Below are 20,423 nucleotides of genomic sequence, written 5' to 3' on the forward strand. Positions count from 1 at the left end.
CCCGGGCCCCTGAAGACCCGAAAGGCCCGCCCCGGAGTTGAACTCCAGGACGGGCCTTTCGGTGTGGCGGAGCCTAGAAGCGGCGGGTGACCAGCGCCCGCTTGACTTCCTGGATCGCCTTGGTGACCTCGATGCCGCGGGGGCAGGCCTCGGAGCAGTTGAAGGTGGTGCGGCAGCGCCACACGCCCTCGCGGTCGTTGAGGACCTCGAGGCGCTGCTCGGCGCCCTCGTCGCGCGAGTCGAAGATGAAGCGGTGCGCGTTGACGATGGCCGCCGGGCCGAAGTACTGGCCGTCGTTCCAGAACACCGGGCACGAGGAGGTGCACGCGGCGCACAGGATGCACTTGGTGGTGTCGTCGAAGCGCTCGCGGTCGGCCTGCGACTGCAGGCGCTCGCGGGTCGGCTCGTTCCCGTTGGTGATCAGGAACGGCATGACGTCCTTGTACGCCTGGAAGAACGGGTCCATGTCCACGATCAGGTCCTTGAGGACCGCGAGGCCCTTGATGGCCTCGATCGTGATCGGCTTCTCCGGGTTGACGTCCTTGATCAGGGTCTTGCACGCCAGCCGGTTGCGGCCGTTGATCCGCATGGCGTCCGAACCGCAGATGCCGTGCGCGCAGGAGCGGCGGTACGTGAGCGTGCCGTCCTGCTCCCACTTGATCTTGTTGAGCGCGTCCAGGACGCGCTCCTTCGGGTCCATCAGGAGCTGGTAGTCCACCCACACCGGGTCCGGGTGCTCCTCCGGGTTGAACCGGCGGATCCGGAAGGTGACGTTGATCAGCTGAACGCTGGCCGACTCTGCCGCGTCCAGCGCGGCCGAGTGCGTCTCGACGGTCGGAGTGGACATCAGTACTTACGCTCCATCGGCTGGTAGCGGGTCTGCACGACCGGCTTGTAGTCGAGGCGGATCGAGGTGGAACCGTCCTCGGCCACCTCGCGGTACGCCATGGTGTGCTGCATGAACTTCACGTCGTCGCGGGTCGGGAAGTCCTCGCGGTAGTGACCGCCTCGGGACTCCTCGCGGGCGAGCGCCGAGACGACCAGCACCTCGGCCAGGTCGAGCAGGTTGCCCAGCTCGATGGCCTCCAGCAGGTCGGTGTTGTAGCGCGAACCCTTGTCCTGGATCGAGACGTTCTTGAAGCGCTCCTTGAGCGCCGCCACGTCCTCCACGGCCTGCTGCAGGGTCTTGCCGGTGCGGTAGACGGACGCGTTGGCGTCCATCGACTCCTGCAGCTCCAGGCGGATCTTGGCGACCGACTCGGTGCCGGTGGACTCCCGCAGGCCCTCCACCAGCGCCTCGACCACCGCGCCCGGGTTCTCCGGCAGCTCGACGAAGTCGTGCTTGTCGGCGTACGCGGCGGCGGCGATGCCCGCGCGGCGGCCGAACACGTTGATGTCCAGCAGCGAGTTGGTGCCCAGGCGGTTGGCGCCGTGCACCGACACGCACGCGACCTCGCCCGCGGCGTACAGGCCCGGGACGACGTCGGTGTTGTTGCTCAGGACCTCACCCTCGACGTTGGTCGGGATGCCGCCCATCGCGTAGTGCGCGGTGGGCTGGATCGGGATCGGGTCCGTGTAGGGCTCGATGCCGAGGTAGGTCCGGGCGAACTCGGTGATGTCGGGCAGCTTGGCGTCCAGCTGCTCCGGCGGAAGGTGCGTCAGGTCCAGGTAGACGTGGTCGCCGTCGGGGCCGCAGCCGCGGCCGGCCCGGATCTCCGAGTAGATCGCGCGGGAGCACACGTCACGGGACGCCAGGTCCTTCATGACGGGGGCGTAGCGCTCCATGAAGCGCTCGCCGTCCTTGTTGCGCAGGATGCCGCCCTCGCCGCGGGCGCCCTCGGTGAGCAGGATGCCCATCCGCCAGATGCCCGTCGGGTGGAACTGGAAGAACTCCATGTCCTCCAGCGGCAGGCCCCGGCGCAGCGCCACGGCCTGGCCGTCACCGGTCAGGGTGTGCGCGTTCGAGGTGACCTTGAACATCTTGCCGGTGCCGCCGGAGGCGAACACCACGGCCTTGGCCTGGAAGACGTGGATCTCGCCGGTGGCGAGCTCGTAGGCCACCACACCGGCGGTCTTGCCCTCGTTGATCAGCAGGTCGAGGACGTAGAACTCGTTGAAGAACTCCACACCGTGCTTGACGCAGTTCTGGAACAGCGTCTGCAGGATCATGTGGCCGGTGCGGTCCGCGGCGTAGCAGGACCGGCGGACCGGGGCCTCGCCGTGGTTGCGGGAGTGGCCGCCGAAGCGGCGCTGGTCGATCCGGCCCTGGTCGGTGCGGGAGAAGGGCAGGCCCATCTTCTCGAGGTCGAGGACCGCGTCGATGGCCTCCTTGCACATGATCTCGGCGGCGTCCTGGTCGACCAGGTAGTCACCACCCTTGACCGTGTCGAAGGTGTGCCACTCCCAGTTGTCCTCCTCGACGTTGGCGAGGGCGGCGCACATGCCGCCCTGCGCCGCGCCGGTGTGGGACCGGGTCGGGTAGAGCTTGGTCAGGACGGCGGTGCGGCTGCGCTGCGTCGACTCGATGGCCGCGCGCATGCCGGCGCCGCCGGCGCCGACGATGACGGTGTCGTACTGGTGAATCTGCATGGGGGTCAGTCGCCTCTGGTGGCTCGTCAGATGTTCGGGTCGAAGGTGAAGATCACCAGGGTGCCGAGCAGGACCGTGAACACGGTCGCGGCGCCCAGGAGACCCTTCAGCCACAGACGAGTGGCGTCCTTCTCCGCGTAGTCGTTGATGACGGTGCGCATGCCGTTCGCGCCGTGCAGCATCGCCAGCCACAGCATCAGCAGGTCCCAGCCCTGCCAGAACGGGGACGCCCAGCGGCCCGCCACGAAGGCGAAGCTGACCTTGGTGATGCCGCCGTCGAGCATCAGGTTGATCAGCAGGTGGCCGAGGACCAGCACCACCAGGACGACACCCGACAGGCGCATGAACAGCCAGGCGAGCATCTCGAAGTTGGTGCGGGTGCGGCGCGGCGTCCGCTTGGTGCGGGTCCGGGCCGGCTCCACGACGAAGGCGTCGGCCGGGTTACCGGTGCCGAGGCCCTTGCCGGTGTGGGCCTGGAGCGAGGGGACCACCAGGTCATTGGTGTCGGTCGACATCAGGATCAGCCCCCGAACCAGGTGCGAAGGGTGTGCTGCAGCACGGGGTAGAAGGCGCCGCCCATCAGGACGACCCAGACGCCGACCACGGTCCAGAGCATCTGCTTCTGGTACTTCGGACCCTTGGCCCAGAAGTCGACCGCCACGACCCGCAGGCCGTTCAACGCGTGGAACAGGATGGCGGCCGTCAGGCCGTACTCCATCAGGTTCACCAGCGGGTTCTTGTAGGTGGCGATGACCGAGTCGTAGGCCTCGGGCGACACCCGCACCAGGGCGGTGTCAAGGACATGTGCGAACAGGAAGAAGAAGATCAGGACGCCGGTGACTCGGTGAGCCACCCAGCTCCACATGCCTTCCCGGCCGCGGTACAGCGTTCCAGCCGGCACGGAAAACCCTCCGGAAGCGATTGGGGGCTCGGCCGGCTTCGGTGTCGGTCAGCCCGGCCGGGTACGGTCCACCGGCCGCGAGCATCCTATCGACGCCGCGTCCGCTCCAGCCGCCGGGGGCCCCTGGTGTGATCAATCAGGCACGCACGGCCTAACGAAATCGGGAACAGTGACGCTGCGTCACTCCTTCGCCACGCTACGGTGTCGTCCCGCCGCACCCGGACCGACGCCCAGAAGAGAGACCCGCCGTGCGCCCCCAGCCCCTGCTCACCGGCCTCGCCGCCCTCACCCTCGCGGCCGCCTGCACCCGGACCGCCGCCCCGCCGTCCGCCGACCACGCGTCGCCGAGCGCGAGCGCCGGTTACGACGCGCCGAGCCTGCGCGAGCTCGCCGTCACCGACGCCGACCTCGGCCCCGGCTGGCACGTCACCGTGATGCAGCCCGGCCAGGGCGACATCACCAGCCCCCCGCAGACCGCCGACGCACCCGCCTGCCAGCCCGTGCTGGACGCGCTCGCCCCCGCGAAGGGCTCCGCCGGCCCGCTCGCCGAAGCCGACCTCGACATCGCCCGCACCGCGGACGACCGGGCCTCCCTCTACACCGCGATCCTGGCCTTCCGGCCCGGCCGCGCCGCGGTCGTCCACACCGAGCTCGACCAGGTCCTCATCCGCTGCCGCGTCTTCACCTCCGGCGCCGGCCGCCACGTCATCACCCGCCTCGACACGCCCACCCCCGAAGGAGCCGACGCCGCCACCGCGTTCACCCTCACGAATGAAACCGGCGGCGCGACCCTCACCCAACGCGCCCTCCTGACCCGCACCGGCGACATCCTCACCGTCTTCACCACCCTCGACACCACCGGCCACGAGCCTGCGGCGCCGGACGCGGAGGTGATCAAAAGGCAATTGGGCAAGTTGCAACCACCCAGGGGCCCGGGGAGCGGCGGCGGTGCGGGGCGGTAGGGCGACGGGGCGCTGCAAGGTCCGGGCGCATGGAGGTCTCCAAGGCCACCAGCCGTACTGAGACCCTCCGCCACTCGCCTCGCAGTTCCGCCCCCAGCCCCAAGGGGGGCCGGGAGGTACCCCCAGAGCCCCCGAAGGATTCACCCGTGCATGGCCACCAGGTGTTCGAGTCGGATCAGCGCGATTCGCCTCAACTCCTCCGCGGAGATGAGGCGTTCCTCGTCGGGGTCGTTGGCGAGGCGGGTGCGGATGGAGGTCAGGACGGCGTCGAGCATCTCCTCGGGGTCGACGCCGTCGAGGCAGACCACGAAGACGTGGCCGAACCGCGCCTCGTACGCGGCGTGGGCGGCCCGCAGCGCGGTGTGCGCGGCCTGGCTTCCCGGTGCGCGCATGCCGAGCAGGGGCTGGGGCATCCAGCTCTCGTCGGCGAGGGCCTCGGCGAGGTCCGCGGGGCGCAGGTCGTAACTGGCTTCGCTGGCGGCGGCGAGCAGGGACGCTATGTCGGGATAGGGCCGGTGGGCGGTGAGGCGGAGGGCCCACCGGTGGCTGCCGCAGCAGGCGAGCAGGGCTTCCTCTGCGGCTCCGGTGTCGGCTTCGTTGAATCGGTGAAGCCCCAGCAGGGACGGTTCCGTCCGCGCGTCGAGTCGCTGCGGCGGGATGTCGCTGGCCAGCGGATCCTCCTCGTGAGGGCAGGAAGGGGAGTGCTCCAGAGACGAAAGGTAGGGGGATGAGTGGGGGCGACGAAGATGCCCGGCAACGTCGACACAGGCCGACGGGGCAGCGCCTCCACGGTAGTTGAGCGCTCATCAGTTGGGGAGGCGGCGGGCCGAATTCACTCGATCGAGCTATCAAGTTGTGACCCGCCGCCCTCGACGTTCATCGGCAGCCGATCAACTGACCCGATACACCTTGTGGTTGGCGGCCTGGGCGCGCGGCCGGACGACCAGCAGGTCGATGTTGACGTGCGCGGGTCGGGTGACCGCCCAGGAGACGGTGTCGGCGATGTCCTCGGAGGTGAGCGGGTCCGGGACGCCGGCGTAGACCGCGGCCGCCTTGGCCTGGTCGCCGCGGAAGCGGGTGAGCGCGAAGCCCTCGGACTGCACCATGCCGGGCGCGATCTCGATGATCCGGATCGGCTCGCCCACGAGTTCGAGGCGCAGCGTCTGGGCGAGCGAGTGCACCGCGTGCTTGGCGGCCACGTAGCCGCCTCCGCCCTCGTACGCGGCGAGCGCCGCGGTGGAGGACATGATCAGTACGGTGCCGTCGCCGGTGGCGCGCAGCGCGGGCAGCAGGGCCTGGGTCAGGTGCAGCACGCCGAGCACGTTCACCTCGAACATGGTGCGCCAGTCCTCGGGGTCGCCGTTCTCCACGGTGTCCGCGCCGAGGGCGCCGCCCGCGTTGTTCACCAGCACGTCGACCCGGCCGACCCCGGCGGCGAAGGCGTCCACCGCGGCCCGGTCGGTGACGTCCAAAGTGTGCGCCCGGCCGCCGATCTCCTTCGCCAGCTGTTCGATCCGCTCGGTGCGCCGTGCGGTCAGCACCACCTCGAAGCCGTCCGCCGCCAGCCGGCGGGCGGTCGCCGCGCCGATGCCGCTGCTGGCGCCGGTGACCACGGCCACCTTCTGCTCCGTCATGTCCACTCCTCGTGTGTCCGGTCGATGGACCGATCATCCCAAGGGGCGGTCGATGCGTGTTGTGAGCAAGCTCCCAGGCGTCGCATCTGTTTGCCTTCAGCGGGCGCGACTACATTGCGTATCCAGCTGACCCGTTAATCAGCACTAACTTCCCATTCCCCCCGCGGAGGACATCCATGGCAGCCGAGCCCCGCCGCACCGAGTCGGGCCTGCCGATCGCGCCGGTGTACGGTCCCGAGACCCTGGCGGACTTCGACGCCGCGAGCCGGCTCGGCGCTCCCGGGCAGTACCCGTTCACCCGCGGCGTCTACCCGACCATGTACACCGGCAAGCCGTGGACCATGCGCCAGTACGCGGGCTTCGGCACCGCCGCGGAGTCCAACGCCCGCTACAAGCAGCTGATCGCCAACGGCACCATGGGCCTGTCGGTCGCCTTCGACCTGCCCACCCAGATGGGCTACGACTCGGACGCGGCGATCTCGCACGGCGAGGTCGGCAAGGTCGGCGTGGCGATCGACAGCGTCGAGGACATGAGCGTGCTGTTCGGCGGCATCCCGCTCGGCGAGGTCTCCACCTCAATGACCATCAACGCGCCCGGCTCGCTGCTGCTGCTGCTCTACCAGTTGGTCGGCGAGGCCCAGGGCGTGCCGTCGAACAAGCTGACCGGCACCATCCAGAACGACGTGCTCAAGGAGTACATCGCCCGCGGCACGTACATCTTCCCGCCGAAGCCGAGCCTGCGGCTGATCGCCGACATCTTCCAGTACTGCCGGGCCGAGATCCCGAAGTGGAACACCATCTCCATCTCCGGCTACCACATGGCCGAGGCCGGGGCGAACCCCGCGCAGGAGATCGCCTTCACCCTCGCCAACGGCATCGAGTACGTGCGCACCGCGGTCGCCGCCGGGATGGACGTGGACGACTTCGCGCCGCGGCTCTCCTTCTTCTTCGTCTCCCGCACCACGCTGCTGGAGGAGGTCGCCAAGTTCCGTGCCGCGCGCCGGATCTGGGCCCGCGTCATGAAGGAGGAGTTCGGCGCGAAGAACCCCAAGTCGCAGATGCTGCGCTTCCACACCCAGACCGCGGGCGTCCAGCTGACCGCCCAGCAGCCCGAGGTCAACCTGGTGCGCGTCTCGGTGCAGGCGCTCGCCGCAGTGCTCGGCGGCACGCAGTCGCTGCACACCAACTCCTTCGACGAGGCGATCGCGCTCCCCACCGAGAAGTCCGCCCGGCTCGCGCTGCGCACCCAGCAGGTGATCGCCTTCGAGACCGACATCACCGCCACCGTCGACCCGTTCGCGGGCTCCTACGTGGTCGAGGCGATGACCGACGAACTCGAGGCCGCCGCACTGGAGTTGATGACCAAGGTGGAGGACCTGGGCGGCGCCGTCGCGGCGATCGAGCAGGGCTACCAGAAGGGCGAGATCGAGCGCACCGCCTACCGCATCCAGCAGGAGCAGGACTCCGGCGCGCGCACCGTGGTCGGCGTCAACCGCTTCCAGCTGGACGCCGAGGAGCCGTACGAGCCGCTGCGGGTCGACCCGGCGATCGAGTCCCAGCAGGCCGAGCGCCTCGCCCGGCTGCGCGCCGACCGCGACTCCTCCGCGGTGGACCGCGCGCTGACCGAGCTCCGCAAGGCCGCCGAGGGCTCCGACAACGTCCTCTACCCGATGAAGGACGCCCTGGCCGCCCGGGCCACCGTCGGCGAGGTCTGCGACGCCCTGCGCGGCGTGTGGGGCACCTACGTTCCGGTCGACCGGTTCTGACCTGACGGATGACGGAGGGGGTGCCGGGGCCTGAGCCCCGACACCCCCTCCGTCGTGCGCGCTACTACTTCTTGATGTGGAAGGACTTGAAGAAGTTCCTGCCCGGGGAGCCCAGGCCGGTGGCGGTGTCGTAGCCGTCGGTCGCCTTCAGGCCGAAGTCCGAGGCGATCTTGTAGAGGCGGACCTTCAGGACGCCGTTGACGGTGCCCAGGTCGACCACGTTGCCGAACTTGTTGTGGACGGCGGAGTCGTCGACGTCGTGGAAGGCGCCGGTGCCGGCCCGGTCGTACAGGGCCGGGTTGGCGAAGCCGAGGGCGCGGCCGCCGCGGGCCTCGAAGGCGTCGGCGAACATCGCCGCGGTCTCCGGGGCGGAGACCGAGGTGCCGCCGAAGCCGCCCTCGGAGTAGACGCCACCGGAGGTGTAGCCGACCGTGGTGGCGGCGACCAGGTCACCGCTCATCGCGATGTCGGGGGTGGCGCGCAGCGGGGTGGCGGAGTGGGTGCCGTCGGCCGCGGTCTTGCTGACCGAGTCCGGGACGACGCCCTGCTGGTACCACGGCTGGGCGAAGTCCTTGGAGACACCGCCGCCGCCGCCGAAGTAGAAGAAGCCCGGCATCGGGTTCCAGGACTTCTGGTCGGCGGAGAGCACCGAGCGCTGGTCGCCCATGGAGACCTCGTGCGCCCAGCGGCCCGACTTGTCGCCGAGCTCCAGCGCGGTGCCGCCGACCGAGGTGACCCACGGCGAGGCGGACGGCCAGTCGGCCTGCGCCTGGTTGGTGTCGGCCTGGCAGTTGACGCCGGTGGCGGCGGCGCCGGGGGAGCTGTCGCCGCAGTCGCCGGAGGAGAAGGTGAAGCCGATGCCGGTGACGGCGCCGAGCTGGAACAGCTTGTTGTCGGCGGCGACCACGGCCGGGTCGATGTCCCCGGAGGTGCCGTGCATGATCTCGCCCCACGAGTTGGAGACCACGTCGGCCAGGTGCTGGTCGACGACCTTGGCCATCGCGTCGTAGAGGTCGTCGTCGTAGCAGGAGTTGCCGCCGACGTAGACCACGTTGGCGTCGGGCGCGAGGCCGTGGGCCATCTCGACGTCGAGGGCCTCCTCGCCCGCCCAGCCGTCGGCGCCGCCGCACTCGGCCTGGTGGACCCACTTGTCCGGGGTGACGTACTCGGTGTACTGCCCGGTCTTGAACGGCTGGTCGCCGTGCAGGGACGAGAAGTGGTTGGCGTCCTGCTCCATGGTCGGCAGGCCGTACGCGTCGATGATGGCGATCCGGGCGCCCTTGCCGCTGACCTTGGCGTCGGTGACGCCGTAGGCCTTGCGCAGCTGGCTGGGGACGTACGAGCAGGGAGCGAACGGCTCGTTCTTCTCGTAGCCCTCCGGCGCGCCCTTGGCGATCTTCGAGCCGTAGCCGTCCTCGGAGCAGGTCGGCTCGGTCGGCAGGGTCGCCGGGGCCTTCTTGTCGGGGGAAGCGGCGGCCAGCTTGGCGGCGGCGCGCTGCTCGGCCTCGCGGACCGAGGTGGCGGTGGAGCTGTTCTGGTGGATGGCGTCGGCGAGGCCGGAGACGCCGAGGACCACGCCGGCCACCGAGGCGGGCAGCTGCGCGTCCTTGGCGGGCGCGCGGTGCACGCCGTCCGCGGTGCGGTAGTTGTGGATGTCGGTGCCGAAGGCCTTGGCCAGCGCGCCGGTGGAGCCGGAGACCTGGACGTAGTGGCCGGTGGTGGCGGAGACGGTCAGGCCGGCGCCGGTCACCCAGTCGGTGACCGCCTTGACCTGGGCCGGGGTGGCGCCGAAGCGCGCCTGGACCTGATCGGCCGTCAGGTACTGGCCGTAGCCGGCCGAGTTCGGGTCGGAGACCGCCTTGGCGAGTGCGGCGAGGCCGCTGGAGTCCTGGCCGGCCAGGTAGACGCGGGCGCTGGCGGGAGCGTCGGCGGCGACCGCACCGGCGTCGGCCGCCGGGGTCGCCCACTCGGGGTGGGTGCCGGGGAGCGCCTGGGGGGCGTTGTCCGAGGTCGGCGTGGCGGCGGAGGCCGGAACGGCCGCGCCGAGGGTGGTGAGGATCAGTGCGGCGGCGACGGTGGCCGGGGCGATGCTCTTGGCGAGCCGGTTGCGCGCAATGGGCACGTCGGTCCCCCCTTCTCGGTTCGTTGGAGCGTCGACGACCCCTTGTGAGGGCGCGACGGCGTGCCGCGAGCGGATGACCCCCCACCGCGGCACCGGAGTTGACTGTGCGAGAGCTGTCTATTCGGACTGATGTGCGCCGCTCAAGAGCGCGTCCGAAAGCTTTACCCGGTCATGACCTGATCGGGAGTGACGGATCGGCCGCGTCGAACGCCGACGCCCAGCCGGAGCAGCCGCCGTGTCCGCGGGCCGGTCCAGGTCGTTGCACAGGACAGGGAACGACCGGAGAGGCGGCTGAATCGAAGTGTCATACCCATCCCCGCGGCCGCTATGCGCCCATCCGGTGAGGACTTCGACGGAAGCCGGGCCAAAACCCCCCCACCGGCCTACGATTGACAAGGTGAACGATCCTCAGTCCGCCGCCGCGGCCGCCGTCACCGCCGTCCGCCCCGCCGCCGACCTGCGCGCACGGGTCCGGGCCCACCAGGCCGAGTTGATCGACCTGCGCCGTGACCTGCACCGGCACCCGGAGCTCGGCCGTCAGGAGTTCCGCACCACCCGGCTGCTGCGCGAGCGGCTGGTGGCGGCCGGCCTGGAGCCTCGGGTACTGCCGGGCGGCACCGGCCTGCTGGTGGACCTCGTCCCGCCCGGTACCACGCCCGGCACCCCGCTGCTGGCGTTCCGCGCGGACATCGACGCGCTGCCGATCGACGACGCGAAGACCGAAGCGCCGTACCGTTCCACGCTCCCCGGCCGGGCGCACGCCTGCGGCCACGACGTGCACACCGCGGTGGTGCTCGGTACCGGGCTGGTGCTCGCCCGGGCGATGGCGGACGGCGAGCTGACCCGGCCGGTGCGGCTGATCTTCCAGCCCGCCGAGGAGGTGATGCCCGGCGGCGCGCTGGACGTCATCAAGGCCGGCGGCATGGACGGCGTCGGGCGGATCTTCGCGGTGCACTGCGACCCGAAGGTGCAGGTCGGCCGGATCGCGCTGAAGACCGGCGCCATCACCTCGGCCTGCGACCGGCTGCTGCTGTCGATCGACGGCCCGGGCGGGCACACCGCGCGGCCGCACCTGACCACCGACCTGGTCACCGCGGTCGCCAAGCTGGCCGCCGAACTGCCCGCCGCGCTGTCCCGCCGGATGGACCCGCGCTGGGGCGTCTCGCTGGTCTGGGGCCGGATCGCCGGCGGCTCGGCCGCCAACGTGATCCCGCAGCACGCCGAACTGGAGGGCACCGTCCGCTGCCTGGAGCTGGCCGGCTGGCGGGAGGCCCCGGAGGTGCTGGAGGAACTGGTCGCCCACCTCGCCGAGACCTACCGCGCCAAGTGGTCGATCGACTACCACCGCGGCGTCCCGCCGGTGGTCAACGAGGTCGACTCGATCGCCCAGCTGGAGGCGGCGATGACCGCCCGGTTCGCCGAGGGCCGCGGTCCGGTGGTCGAGCCCACCGAGCAGAGCCTCGGCGGCGAGGACTTCTCCTGGTACCTGGAGCACGCCCCCGGCGCGCTGGCCCGGCTGGGCGTCCGCGGCCCGCACGAGAAGGGCGTCCGCGACCTGCACCAGGGCGACTTCGACGTGGACGAGCGCGCGATCGCGGTCGGCGTGGAGCTGTTCGCCTCGCTCGCCCTGGAGCACGGCCGGGTCTGACCAGGGGCCGGACCGGCGGCCGCGTCGCGGGGAGATCGGCGCGGCTGCTTCTCGGGGGGTGGCCGAGGGGCGTACGGTGGTGGCCCGATACCAGTCGGTAATGACTGCGGGTTGAACAGCTGGGCGCCTATGTCCGGATTTGACCGGGCGTACGACCACATTTTGATAACAACCCGAATGGCTCTGCAGGCCGTAACACAACCGTGTTCTACGCGCGTTACGGTGGCGCTCGACCACGCCAACCGGGTGTGTGAGAAGGAGAAATTCCCTTGCGCCGTTCACTGAAGCTCGCCGCGGTAGTGCTCTCGGGTTCCCTGGGCATCGCCTCGCTCGCCGCTTGCGGCGCAAAGAGCACCGACAACAACAGCAGCTCCGCCTCGGCCGGTGCCTCCGGCGGCTCCGGCCTGAAGGTCGGCATGGCCTACGACATCGGCGGCCGCGGCGACCAGTCGTTCAACGACTCCGCCGCGCGTGGTCTGGACCAGGCCAAGTCCCAGCTGGGCGCCACCGTCCTGGAGGCGGAGGCCAAGCAGGGCGAGGCCGAGGCCGACAAGGAGCAGCGCCTCAAGAGCCTGGTCACCGGTGGCTACAACCCGATCGTCGCGGTCGGCTTCGTCTACCAGGACGCGGTCAACAAGGTCGCCAAGGACAACCCGAACGTCAAGTTCGCGATCATCGACTCCGCCTCGGCCGACCAGCCCAGCAACGTCACCTCGCTCACCTTCTCCGAGGAGCAGGGCTCCTACCTGGCGGGCGTCGCCGCGGCCAACAAGTCGACCGCCAAGCACGTCGGCTTCATCGGCGGTGTGCAGTCCGAGCTGATCAAGAAGTTCGAGGCCGGCTACACCGCGGGCGCCAAGTCCGTCGACCCGAACATCAAGGTCGAGGTCACCTACCTCACCACCCCGCCGGACTTCACCGGCTTCGCCGACCCGGGCAAGGGCAAGCAGGCCGCGCAGGGCCAGCTCGACAAGGGCGCGGACGTCATCTACTCCGCCGCCGGCTCCTCCGGCACCGGCGCCATCGAGGCCGTCTCCACCGCGGGCAAGTGGGCCATCGGCGTCGACTCCGACCAGGCCAGCCAGCCGGCCCTGGCGAAGTACAAGGACCACATCCTCACCTCGATGGTGAAGAACGTCGACACCGCCGTGTTCAAGTACATCGAGTCGATCAAGAACGGCAACCCGCTGACCGGGGTCAAGAACTTCGACCTCAAGGAGGGCGGCGTCTCGCTGGCCACCACCGGCGGCCACATCGACGACATCAAGGCGAAGCTCGACGCGGCCACCCAGGCGATCACCAGCGGCGCCACCAAGGTTCCGACCGCTCCGCAGAGCTGATCCGCCACCCTTCCGCCGCCTCCTGCCGGGCGGCGGAAGGGAACTGATGACACTTCACGGGAGGGGCTCGGACGGGTGCGCGGCCGCGCATCCCCCGAGCCCTTGCCGTTCCGGGCCCCGACCGCCCGGGCCGCGCCAGAGATTCCCCTGAGCTCCCCAGCGCAACGACGCGCCCGACGACCAGCAGGAGATCGCCATCACCCCCTCCGACTCCGTCCCCACAGACGGCACCCCCAGCGCGGGGACGGCGACAGCGGCCGTCGAACTGCGCGGCATCACCAAGCGCTTCCCCGGCGTGGTGGCCAACCACGACATCGACATCACCGTGCAGCGCGGCACCGTGCACGCCCTGATGGGCGAGAACGGCGCCGGCAAGTCCACCCTGATGAAGATCCTCTACGGGATGCAGAAGCCGGACGAGGGCACCATCGCCGTCAACGGCGAGCAGGTGGAGTTCTCCACCCCCGGTGACGCCATCGACCGCGGCATCGGCATGGTGCACCAGCACTTCATGCTGGCCGACAACCTGACCGTCTGGGAGAACATCGTCCTCGGCGGCGAGAAGCTCCACGGAATAGGAGCCAAGGCCAAGGCGAAGATCCGCGAGCTCTCCGACCAGTACGGCCTCGGCGTGCGGCCGGACGCGCTGGTCGAGGACCTCGGCGTCGCCGACCGGCAGCGGGTCGAGATCCTCAAGGTGCTGTACCGCGGCGCCCGGATCCTGATCCTCGACGAGCCGACCGCGGTGCTGGTCCCGCAGGAGGTCGACGCGCTCTTCGACAACCTGCGCGACCTCAAGGCCGAGGGCGTCACCGTCATCTTCATCTCGCACAAGCTGCACGAGGTGCTCGCGGTCGCCGACGCGATCAGCGTGATCCGCCGCGGCACCACGGTCGGTGACGCCGACCCGCACACCGTGACGGCCCGTCAGCTCGCCGAGCTGATGGTCGGCGCCGAACTGCCCTCGCCGGAGAGCCGCGAGTCCACCGTCACCGAGGCCGAGATGCTCCTGGTCGAGGGCCTGCGGATCGCCAAGGCGGACGCCGAGGGCATCGAGCGCGTGGTGCTGGACGACATCTCGCTGCGCATCCGCAAGGGCGAGATCCTCGGCATCGCCGGTGTCGAGGGCAACGGCCAGGCCGAACTGGTCGAGGCCATCATGGGCATGCTGCCGCTGGACGCCGGCACCGTCTCGCTGGACGGCGTCGACCTCACCGGCAAGCTCACCCGGGTCCGCCGCGAGGCCGGCATCGGCTACATCCCGGAGGACCGGCACCGGCACGGCCTGCTGCTGGAGGCCCCGCTCTGGGAGAACCGGATCCTCGGGCACGTCACCGAGCGCCCCAACTCCAAGGGCGTGCTGCTCGACCCGGCCGGCGCCCGCGCCGACACCCTGCGGATCGTCGAGGAGTTCGACGTCCGCACCCCCGGCATCGAGGTCACCGCGGCCTCGCTCTCCGGCGGCAACCAGCAGAAGCTGATCGTCGGCCGCGAGATGAGCCACCAGCCCAAGCTGCTGATCGCCGCCCACCCGACCCGCGGCGTGGACGTCGGCGCGCAGGCGCAGATCTGGGAGCAGATCCGGGCCGCGCAGCGCGACGGCCTGGCGGTGCTGCTGATCTCCGCCGACCTGGACGAGCTGATCGGCCTGTCCGACACCATCCGGGTCATCTACCGCGGCCGCCTGGTCGCCGACGCCGACCCGGCCACCGTCACCGCCGAGGACCTCGGCACCGCGATGACCGGCGCCGCCCGCGGCCACATCGAGTCCGAGCCGGAGGCCCTCGCCGAGGCGCAGGCCGCCGCCGCCGAGGGCACCGAGGCCGAGGCCGAGGCCGGCCCGTCCACCGACACCGCCGACGACGACCAGGCGGGGGAGTAGCCAGATGACCAGTCCCAACCCCGAGGCCGCGAACGCGGCCAAGCCGTCACTGCGGCAGCGGATCGACCTGGAGCGCATCGCGCTCGGGCTCGCCGCGCCGGTGCTGGCGGTGCTGCTCTCGCTGATCATCGCCGGCGCGCTGCTGGCGGTGTCCGGCCGCGACCCGTTCGAGGCGTTCCGCATCATGTGGGACTACGGCACCGCCTCCGACGGCCAGGTCGCCACCCTGAACAAGGCCACCGTCTACTACCTGGCCGCGGCCGCCGCCGCGTTCGGGTTCCGGATGAATCTGTTCAACATCGGCGTCGAGGGCCAGTACAAGCTGGCCATGCTGTTCGCCGCGTACGTCGGCAGCCAGGTCGACCTGCCGGCCTTCCTGCAGATCCCGCTGCTGCTGGTGACCGCGATGCTGGTCGGCGGCCTGTGGGCGTCGATCGCCGGTCTGCTGAAGGTCTACCGCGGCGTCAGCGAGGTCATCTCGACCATCATGCTGAACGCCATCGCCACCGCGGTGATCGGTGTGCTGCTGGTGCCCGGCGTGTTCGCGCCGAAGACCAACGGCACCAGCAACTCGATCCAGACCGGCAAGATCTCCGAGTCCAGCCACTTCTTCTCGATCAGCACCCAGGGCGGCACGCTGTGGGGCTTCGTCGTGATCGCGGCGCTGGTCGGCGTGGCCTTCCAGTTCACCCTGAACCGCACCCGGTTCGGCTTCGACCTGCGCGCCACCGGCCGCTCGGAGTCGGCGGCCAAGGCGTCCGGCGTGAACGTCAGGCGCATGGTGATCACCTCGATGGTGGTCTCCGGTGCGCTGGCCGGCCTGATCGGCCTGCCCGAACTGATGCAGAACACCCCGTACTTCGGGCAGAACGTGCAGACCAACCTGGGCTTCATCGGCATCTCGGTGGCCCTGCTCGGCCGTAACAGCCCGATCGGCATCGTCTTCTCGGCGCTGCTGTTCGCCTTCCTGGACGCCTCCGGCGCCCAGCTGCCCACCCAGGGCGACTTCCCGTCCGAGATCATCCCGGTGATCCAGGGCACCATCGTCATCTGTGTCGTCGTGGCCTACGAGTTGGTGCGCCGCTACGGCCTCAAGCGCCAGCAGCAGAAGGTCGGCGCCGAGCTCGCCGCGCAGGCTGCCGCGGCCGCCAAGAAGGAGGTCGCGGCATGAGCACGGCCATCGCGAGCAAGCCCAAGTCGCCCAACGCGCCCGCCAAGAAGCCCAAGCTGACCTGGCCGGTGGTGCTGCTGCTGATCGCCGGTGCCCTGGTGCTGTTCTCGGCGGTCGGCATGGCCACCGGGAACCACGGTCTGACCTCCTCCGGGCAGATCAGCGCCGCGCTCTCCTCCGCGGTGCCGATCGCCATGGCCGGTCTCGGCGGTCTGTGGTCCGAGCGCGCGGGCGTGGTCAACATCGGCCTCGAAGGCATGATGGTGGCCGGCACCTTCTGCGGCGCCTGGGCCGGATTCCTGGTCAACCCGTGGGTCGGTCTGCTGGCCGGCATGGCGGGCGGCGCGCTCGGCGGTCTGCTGCACGCGCTGATCACCGTCACCTTCGGCGTCGACCACATCGTCTCCGGCGTCGGCATCAACCTGCTGATCCCCGGCATCTGCGCCTACGTCAACCGGATCTACTACAAGGACTACGTGGCCGACGGGGCCGGCGCCAACCAGTCGCCGCCCGCCGACTCGCTGCCCAACATCACCATCCCGGGCCTGTCGGGCTGGCTCAAGACGATCGAGGGCCACCACTACTTCCTGCTCTCCGACATCGCGGGCATCGTCGGCGGCGTGGTCACCAACCTGTCGGTGGTCATCGTGATCGCCGCGGTCTTCCTGATCGCCAGTTACTTCGTGCTCTGGCGCACCGTGTTCGGCCTGCGGCTGCGTTCCTGCGGCGAGAACCCGACCGCGGCCGAGTCGCTGGGCGTCAACGTCTACAAGTACAAGTACCTCGCGGTGATCGCCTCCGGCGCCTTCGCGGGCCTCGGCGGCGCGTACCTCTCGCTGGTCGCCGCGCACTTCTACCGGGACGGCCAGACCCAGGGCCGCGGCTTCATCGGCCTGGCCGCGATGATCTTCGGCAACTGGATGCCGGGCGGCCTGGCCGCCGGCGCGGGCCTGTTCGGCTTCACCGACAGCCTCCAGCTGCGCGACGCCGACTCGGTGCACGTGCTGCTGCTGATCGTCGCCATCGCGATGGCGCTGCTGGCCCTGTGGCAGTCCTACCGCCGCCAGTTCACCGCCGGCGTGATCAGCATCCTGGTGGCCGGCGCGGTCGCCACCTGGTACGCCCTCACCGACGCGGTGCAGCGTCCGCTGATCGTCGCCACCCCGTACGTGATCACCCTGGTGGTGCTCGCGCTCGCCTCGCAGCGGCTGCGGCCGCCCAAGGCGGACGGTCAGATCTACCGCAAGGGCCAGGCCAAGTGACGGCCCCCGCCCCGGACTGGGAGGCGCTGCGGGAGGCCGCCCGCGCGGCGATGCGGCACGCGTACGCCCCCTACAGCAAGTTCCCGGTCGGGGCGGCCGCCCTGGTCGAGGACGGCCGTACGGTGGTCGGCTGCAACGTGGAGAACGCCTCCTACGGACTCGCGCTGTGCGCCGAGTGCGGGCTGGTCTCCGCGCTGCACGCCTCCGGCGGCGGCCGGCTGACCGCCTTCACCTGCGTGGACGGCAGCGGCCGGCTCCTGATGCCGTGCGGCCGCTGCCGCCAGCTGCTCTACGAGCACGGCGGACCCGACCTGCTGGTCGACCTGCCCTCCGGGGTACGGCCGATGAGCGAGGTGCTGCCGGACGCATTCGGCCCCGAGTGCCTGTAGTTATTTGCACTGTTACGCGCGTAGAGTGTCGCGGGAGGACATCCCGCGGCACTCTTCGCATTTCACACCTTTCTGGAGCACCTGTATGGACGCCATCTCCGTCATCCGGACCAAGCGCGACCGCGGCGAGCTGACCGACCCCCAGATCGACTGGGTGATCGACGCGTACACCCGCGGTGAGGTCGCCGACGAGCAGATGTCCGCCCTCGCCATGGCGATCCTGCTCAACGGCATGACGGGCCGTGAGATCAGCCGCTGGACCGAGGCGATGATCCGCTCCGGCGAGCGGATGGACTTCTCCTCGCTGGGCGTCCCGACCGCCGACAAGCACTCCACCGGTGGCGTCGGCGACAAGATCACCCTCCCGCTCGCCCCGCTGGTCGCCGCCTGCGGCGCCGCCGTCCCGCAGCTCTCCGGCCGCGGCCTCGGCCACACCGGCGGCACCCTCGACAAGCTGGAGTCCATCCCCGGCTGGCGGGCCCTGCTCTCCAACGAGGAGATGCTCTCCGTCCTCGGCTCCACCGGCGCGGTGATCTGCGCCGCCGGCGACGGCCTGGCCCCCGCCGACAAGAAGCTCTACGCCCTGCGTGACGTCACCGGCACCGTCGAGGCGATCCCGCTGATCGCCTCCTCGATCATGTCCAAGAAGATCGCCGAGGGCACCGGCGCGCTCGTCCTGGACGTCAAGGTCGGCTCCGGCGCGTTCATGAAGAACCTCGACGACGCCCGCGAACTCGCCCGCACCATGGTCGGGTTGGGCCGCTCGGCCGGGGTCGCGACGGTCGCCCTGCTGACCGACATGTCCACCCCGCTCGGCCTCACCGCGGGCAATGCTCTGGAGGTCCGCGAGTCGATCGAGGTGCTGGCCGGCGGCGGCCCCGCCGACGTCGTCGAGCTCACCCTGGCGCTCGCCCGCGAGATGCTCGCCGCCGCCGGGGTGCACGGCAAGGACCCGGCGGACGCGCTGCGCGACGGCTCCGCGATGGACCACTGGCGCCGCATGATCGCCGCCCAGGGCGGCGACGTCGACGCCCCCCTCCCGGTCGCCCGTGAGCAGCACGTCGTCACCGCCTCCGCCACCGGCGTGCTCACCGCCCTCGACGCCTACGGCGTCGGCGTCTGCGCCTGGCGTCTCGGCGCCGGCCGCGCCCGCAAGGAGGACCCGGTCCAGGCCGGCGCCGGCGTCGAGATCCACGCCAAGCCCGGCGACACCGTCACCGCCGGCCAGCCCCTCCTCACCCTCCACACCGACACCCCCGAGCGCTTCCCCTACGCCCTGGAGTCCCTGGAAGGCGCCATCGAGATCGCCCCCACCGGCACCGCCTTCACCCCGGCCCCGATCATCCTCGACCGCATCGCCTGACGCCCCGTCGGCGTCCTGCGCACGGACGCTCCGTCAGGAGTACGTGAGCAGGACGCCGGTGCTCAGGCCCGCACGGTGGTGGCGACCCGGCGGGTGGCCATGGCCTGTCGGGTGGCGTAGAGGGTGACGCCGGTTGCGCAGGCCATGGCGGTGAGGCCCACGGCGGCGGTGCCGGGCCAGGCGGTGGCGTGGTAGGCGTCGGCGCCGAGGGTGCCGCCGAGGCTGTTGCCGAGGTAGTAGGCGATCAGGTACAGCGCGGAGGCCTGGGCGCGGCCGGTGGTGGCGGTGCGGCCGACCGCGGAGGACGCGGTGGCGTGGCCCGCGAAGAAGCCCGCGGTGATCAGGACCAGGCCGAGGACGGTGCACAGCAGCGTCCCGGCGAGGGAGAGCAGCAGGCCCGCGGCGGTGACGGTGATCGCGGTGTACAGGGTGCCGCGGCGGCCGAGCCGGGCGGTGAGGCGTCCGGCCGAGGCCGAGGACGCGGTGCCGACCAGGTAGACCACGAAGATCGAGGCGGCCACCGACTCCGGCAGGTGGAACGGCGCGCCGGTCAGCCGGTAGCCGATGGTGTTGTAGACGGCGCCGAAGACCGCCATGAACAGCATCCCGAGCGCGTACAGCCGCAGCAGCAGCGGGTTGCGCAGGTGCCCGGCGACGGTCGCGGCGAGCGCCCGCGGGTCGACCGCGGCGCGGCGGAAGTGCCGGGCCCGGGGGATCAGCGCACGGAAGGCGAGCGCGGCCAGCAGCGCCAGCGCGGCGGAGACCGCGAGGCCCCAGCGCCAGCCCCACGCGGCGGCGGCCCAGCCGGAGACCAGCCGTCCGCCCATCCCGCCGATCGAGTTGCCCGCCACGTACAGCCCCATCGCGGAGGCGAGCGCCGCCGGGTGGACCTCCTCGGCGAGGTAGGCCATCGCGGTGGCGGGCAGTCCGGCCAGCGCGGCGCCCTGGACGGCGCGCAGCACCACCAGGGTGGTGAGGTCGGGGGCGAACGGCAGGGCGACGGCGAGCAGCGCGGCGGCCAGGGTGGAGGCGGTCATCACCGCGGTGCGCCCGTACCGGTCGGAGAGCGCGCTGGCGGGGAGCAGCGCGAGCGCCAGGCCGAGGGTGGCGGCGGAGGCGGTCCAGCTGGCCTGACCCGGCGTCAGGGCGAGGTCGGCGGAGAGGATCGGCAGCAGGCCCTGGGTGGAGTACAGCAGGACGAAGGTGGCCACGCCCGCGGCGAACAGCGCGAGGTTGGCGCGGCGGAAGTCCCGGGTGCCGGGGCGCAGACGCAGGTCGGTGGGGGTTTCGGCGGCGGGCGCGGACGGCGCCTCGATACTGGCGGGCTGCATGCGGTCGACGTTAGGACCGCGCCGGTTGATGCGTCCAATGCATGAATACGCGAAGATCCATGC

17 protein-coding genes are annotated in these 20,423 nt (G+C 71.0%); 9 read left to right on the forward strand and 8 right to left on the reverse strand.

What is annotated here, in order from left to right; all coding sequences use genetic code 11:
- Positions 1-73 precede the first annotated feature (73 nt).
- From AB0K51_RS20480 to sdhC, 4 genes are read right to left on the reverse strand one after another with little or no spacing between them, the layout of a single operon-like run.
- Positions 74-847 carry a succinate dehydrogenase iron-sulfur subunit gene (locus tag AB0K51_RS20480; RefSeq protein WP_363457265.1) on the reverse strand — a complete coding sequence of 258 codons (774 nt, stop codon included), beginning with the start codon at positions 845-847 and terminating at the stop codon, positions 74-76.
- The gene (sdhA, locus tag AB0K51_RS20485) at positions 847-2,589 is read right to left on the reverse strand and encodes a succinate dehydrogenase flavoprotein subunit (RefSeq protein WP_363457268.1); all 1,743 of its coding nucleotides are present in this window, start codon (positions 2,587-2,589) and stop codon (positions 847-849) included. Before sdhA ends, AB0K51_RS20480 begins: the two co-directional genes overlap by 1 nt.
- A 26-nt stretch (positions 2,590-2,615) precedes the next feature.
- A complete protein-coding gene (locus tag AB0K51_RS20490; RefSeq protein ID WP_363457271.1) occupies positions 2,616-3,104 on the reverse strand; it encodes a succinate dehydrogenase hydrophobic membrane anchor subunit in 489 nt (162 codons plus the stop codon).
- Positions 3,105-3,109: 5 nt separating this feature from the next.
- A complete protein-coding gene (sdhC, locus tag AB0K51_RS20495; protein WP_363457273.1) occupies positions 3,110-3,490 on the reverse strand; it encodes a succinate dehydrogenase, cytochrome b556 subunit in 381 nt (126 codons plus the stop codon).
- A 248-nt stretch (positions 3,491-3,738) separates the two neighbouring features.
- Here sdhC and AB0K51_RS20500 point away from each other — a divergent pair, with 248 nt between their 5' ends.
- The gene (locus AB0K51_RS20500) at positions 3,739-4,452 is read left to right on the forward strand and encodes a hypothetical protein (protein ID WP_363457276.1); all 714 of its coding nucleotides are present in this window, start codon (positions 3,739-3,741) and stop codon (positions 4,450-4,452) included.
- A gap of 140 nt (positions 4,453-4,592) precedes the next feature.
- On the opposite strand, the gene AB0K51_RS20505 is transcribed toward AB0K51_RS20500, so the two are convergent.
- Together AB0K51_RS20505 and AB0K51_RS20510 are read right to left on the reverse strand one after the other, a co-directional pair.
- Entirely contained in the window at positions 4,593-5,072 is a 480-nt protein-coding gene (locus AB0K51_RS20505) for a 2-oxo-4-hydroxy-4-carboxy-5-ureidoimidazoline decarboxylase (RefSeq protein WP_363457414.1), read from the reverse strand.
- 270 nt (positions 5,073-5,342) lie between these two features.
- Positions 5,343-6,086 carry an SDR family oxidoreductase gene (locus AB0K51_RS20510; RefSeq protein ID WP_363457278.1) on the reverse strand — a complete coding sequence of 248 codons (744 nt, stop codon included), beginning with the start codon at positions 6,084-6,086 and terminating at the stop codon, positions 5,343-5,345.
- A 176-nt stretch (positions 6,087-6,262) separates the two neighbouring features.
- Here AB0K51_RS20510 and AB0K51_RS20515 point away from each other — a divergent pair, with 176 nt between their 5' ends.
- On the forward strand, positions 6,263-7,852 hold the full coding sequence (locus tag AB0K51_RS20515; protein WP_363457281.1) for a methylmalonyl-CoA mutase family protein: 1,590 nt from the start codon (positions 6,263-6,265) through the stop codon (positions 7,850-7,852).
- Positions 7,853-7,916: 64 nt separating this feature from the next.
- Here the strand turns inward: AB0K51_RS20515 and AB0K51_RS20520 are convergent, their stop codons facing one another.
- Positions 7,917-9,974: a S53 family peptidase gene (locus AB0K51_RS20520; protein WP_363457284.1), complete on the reverse strand. Its 2,058-nt coding sequence runs from the start codon at positions 9,972-9,974 to the stop codon at positions 7,917-7,919.
- Positions 9,975-10,431: 457 nt separating this feature from the next.
- Here AB0K51_RS20520 and AB0K51_RS20525 point away from each other — a divergent pair, with 457 nt between their 5' ends.
- From AB0K51_RS20525 to AB0K51_RS20555, 7 genes are all read left to right on the forward strand, one after another.
- Positions 10,432-11,622, forward strand: a complete 1,191-nt coding sequence (locus AB0K51_RS20525) for an amidohydrolase (protein ID WP_363457417.1) — start codon at positions 10,432-10,434, stop codon at positions 11,620-11,622.
- A 269-nt stretch (positions 11,623-11,891) separates the two neighbouring features.
- Positions 11,892-12,962, forward strand: coding sequence for a BMP family ABC transporter substrate-binding protein (locus AB0K51_RS20530; RefSeq protein ID WP_363457287.1), 1,071 nt, complete (start codon positions 11,892-11,894; stop codon positions 12,960-12,962).
- Between the two features lie 295 nt (positions 12,963-13,257).
- Positions 13,258-14,844 carry an ABC transporter ATP-binding protein gene (locus AB0K51_RS20535; RefSeq protein ID WP_363457290.1) on the forward strand — a complete coding sequence of 529 codons (1,587 nt, stop codon included), beginning with the start codon at positions 13,258-13,260 and terminating at the stop codon, positions 14,842-14,844.
- A gap of 4 nt (positions 14,845-14,848) precedes the next feature.
- The gene (locus AB0K51_RS20540; RefSeq protein ID WP_363457293.1) at positions 14,849-16,015 is read left to right on the forward strand and encodes an ABC transporter permease; all 1,167 of its coding nucleotides are present in this window, start codon (positions 14,849-14,851) and stop codon (positions 16,013-16,015) included.
- A complete protein-coding gene (locus tag AB0K51_RS20545; RefSeq protein ID WP_363457296.1) occupies positions 16,012-17,277 on the forward strand; it encodes an ABC transporter permease in 1,266 nt (421 codons plus the stop codon). Before AB0K51_RS20540 ends, AB0K51_RS20545 begins: the two co-directional genes overlap by 4 nt.
- Positions 17,274-17,666, forward strand: a complete 393-nt coding sequence (locus AB0K51_RS20550; protein ID WP_363457299.1) for a cytidine deaminase — start codon at positions 17,274-17,276, stop codon at positions 17,664-17,666. The genes AB0K51_RS20545 and AB0K51_RS20550 overlap by 4 nt, the downstream gene beginning before the upstream one ends.
- A gap of 85 nt (positions 17,667-17,751) precedes the next feature.
- Positions 17,752-19,029 carry a thymidine phosphorylase gene (locus tag AB0K51_RS20555; protein WP_363457302.1) on the forward strand — a complete coding sequence of 426 codons (1,278 nt, stop codon included), beginning with the start codon at positions 17,752-17,754 and terminating at the stop codon, positions 19,027-19,029.
- Positions 19,030-19,091: 62 nt separating this feature from the next.
- Here the strand turns inward: AB0K51_RS20555 and AB0K51_RS20560 are convergent, their stop codons facing one another.
- Positions 19,092-20,360 (reverse strand): MFS transporter, encoded by a 1,269-nt coding sequence (locus AB0K51_RS20560; protein ID WP_363457305.1) that lies wholly within the window; start codon positions 20,358-20,360, stop codon positions 19,092-19,094.
- Positions 20,361-20,423: the final 63 nt, after the last annotated feature.

It is taken from the genome of Kitasatospora sp. NPDC049285 (genome assembly GCF_040678815.1).
GTDB lineage: Bacteria > Actinomycetota > Actinomycetes > Streptomycetales > Streptomycetaceae > Kitasatospora.

Excerpts from the sequence above, each read along its gene's own strand:
- AB0K51_RS20545 (WP_363457296.1), top strand. The coding sequence starts at position 16,012 with ATGAGCACGGCCATCGCGAGCAAGCCCAAGTCGCCCAACGCGCCCGCC.
- AB0K51_RS20555 (WP_363457302.1), top strand. The coding sequence starts at position 17,752 with ATGGACGCCATCTCCGTCATCCGGACCAAGCGCGACCGCGGCGAGCTG.
- AB0K51_RS20490 (WP_363457271.1), bottom strand. The coding sequence starts at position 3,104 with ATGTCGACCGACACCAATGACCTGGTGGTCCCCTCGCTCCAGGCCCAC.
- AB0K51_RS20540 (WP_363457293.1), top strand. The coding sequence starts at position 14,849 with ATGACCAGTCCCAACCCCGAGGCCGCGAACGCGGCCAAGCCGTCACTG.
- sdhA (WP_363457268.1), bottom strand. The coding sequence starts at position 2,589 with ATGCAGATTCACCAGTACGACACCGTCATCGTCGGCGCCGGCGGCGCC.
- AB0K51_RS20480 (WP_363457265.1), bottom strand. The coding sequence starts at position 847 with ATGTCCACTCCGACCGTCGAGACGCACTCGGCCGCGCTGGACGCGGCA.
- AB0K51_RS20510 (WP_363457278.1), bottom strand. The coding sequence starts at position 6,086 with ATGACGGAGCAGAAGGTGGCCGTGGTCACCGGCGCCAGCAGCGGCATC.
- AB0K51_RS20560 (WP_363457305.1), bottom strand. The coding sequence starts at position 20,360 with ATGCAGCCCGCCAGTATCGAGGCGCCGTCCGCGCCCGCCGCCGAAACC.
- AB0K51_RS20515 (WP_363457281.1), top strand. The coding sequence starts at position 6,263 with ATGGCAGCCGAGCCCCGCCGCACCGAGTCGGGCCTGCCGATCGCGCCG.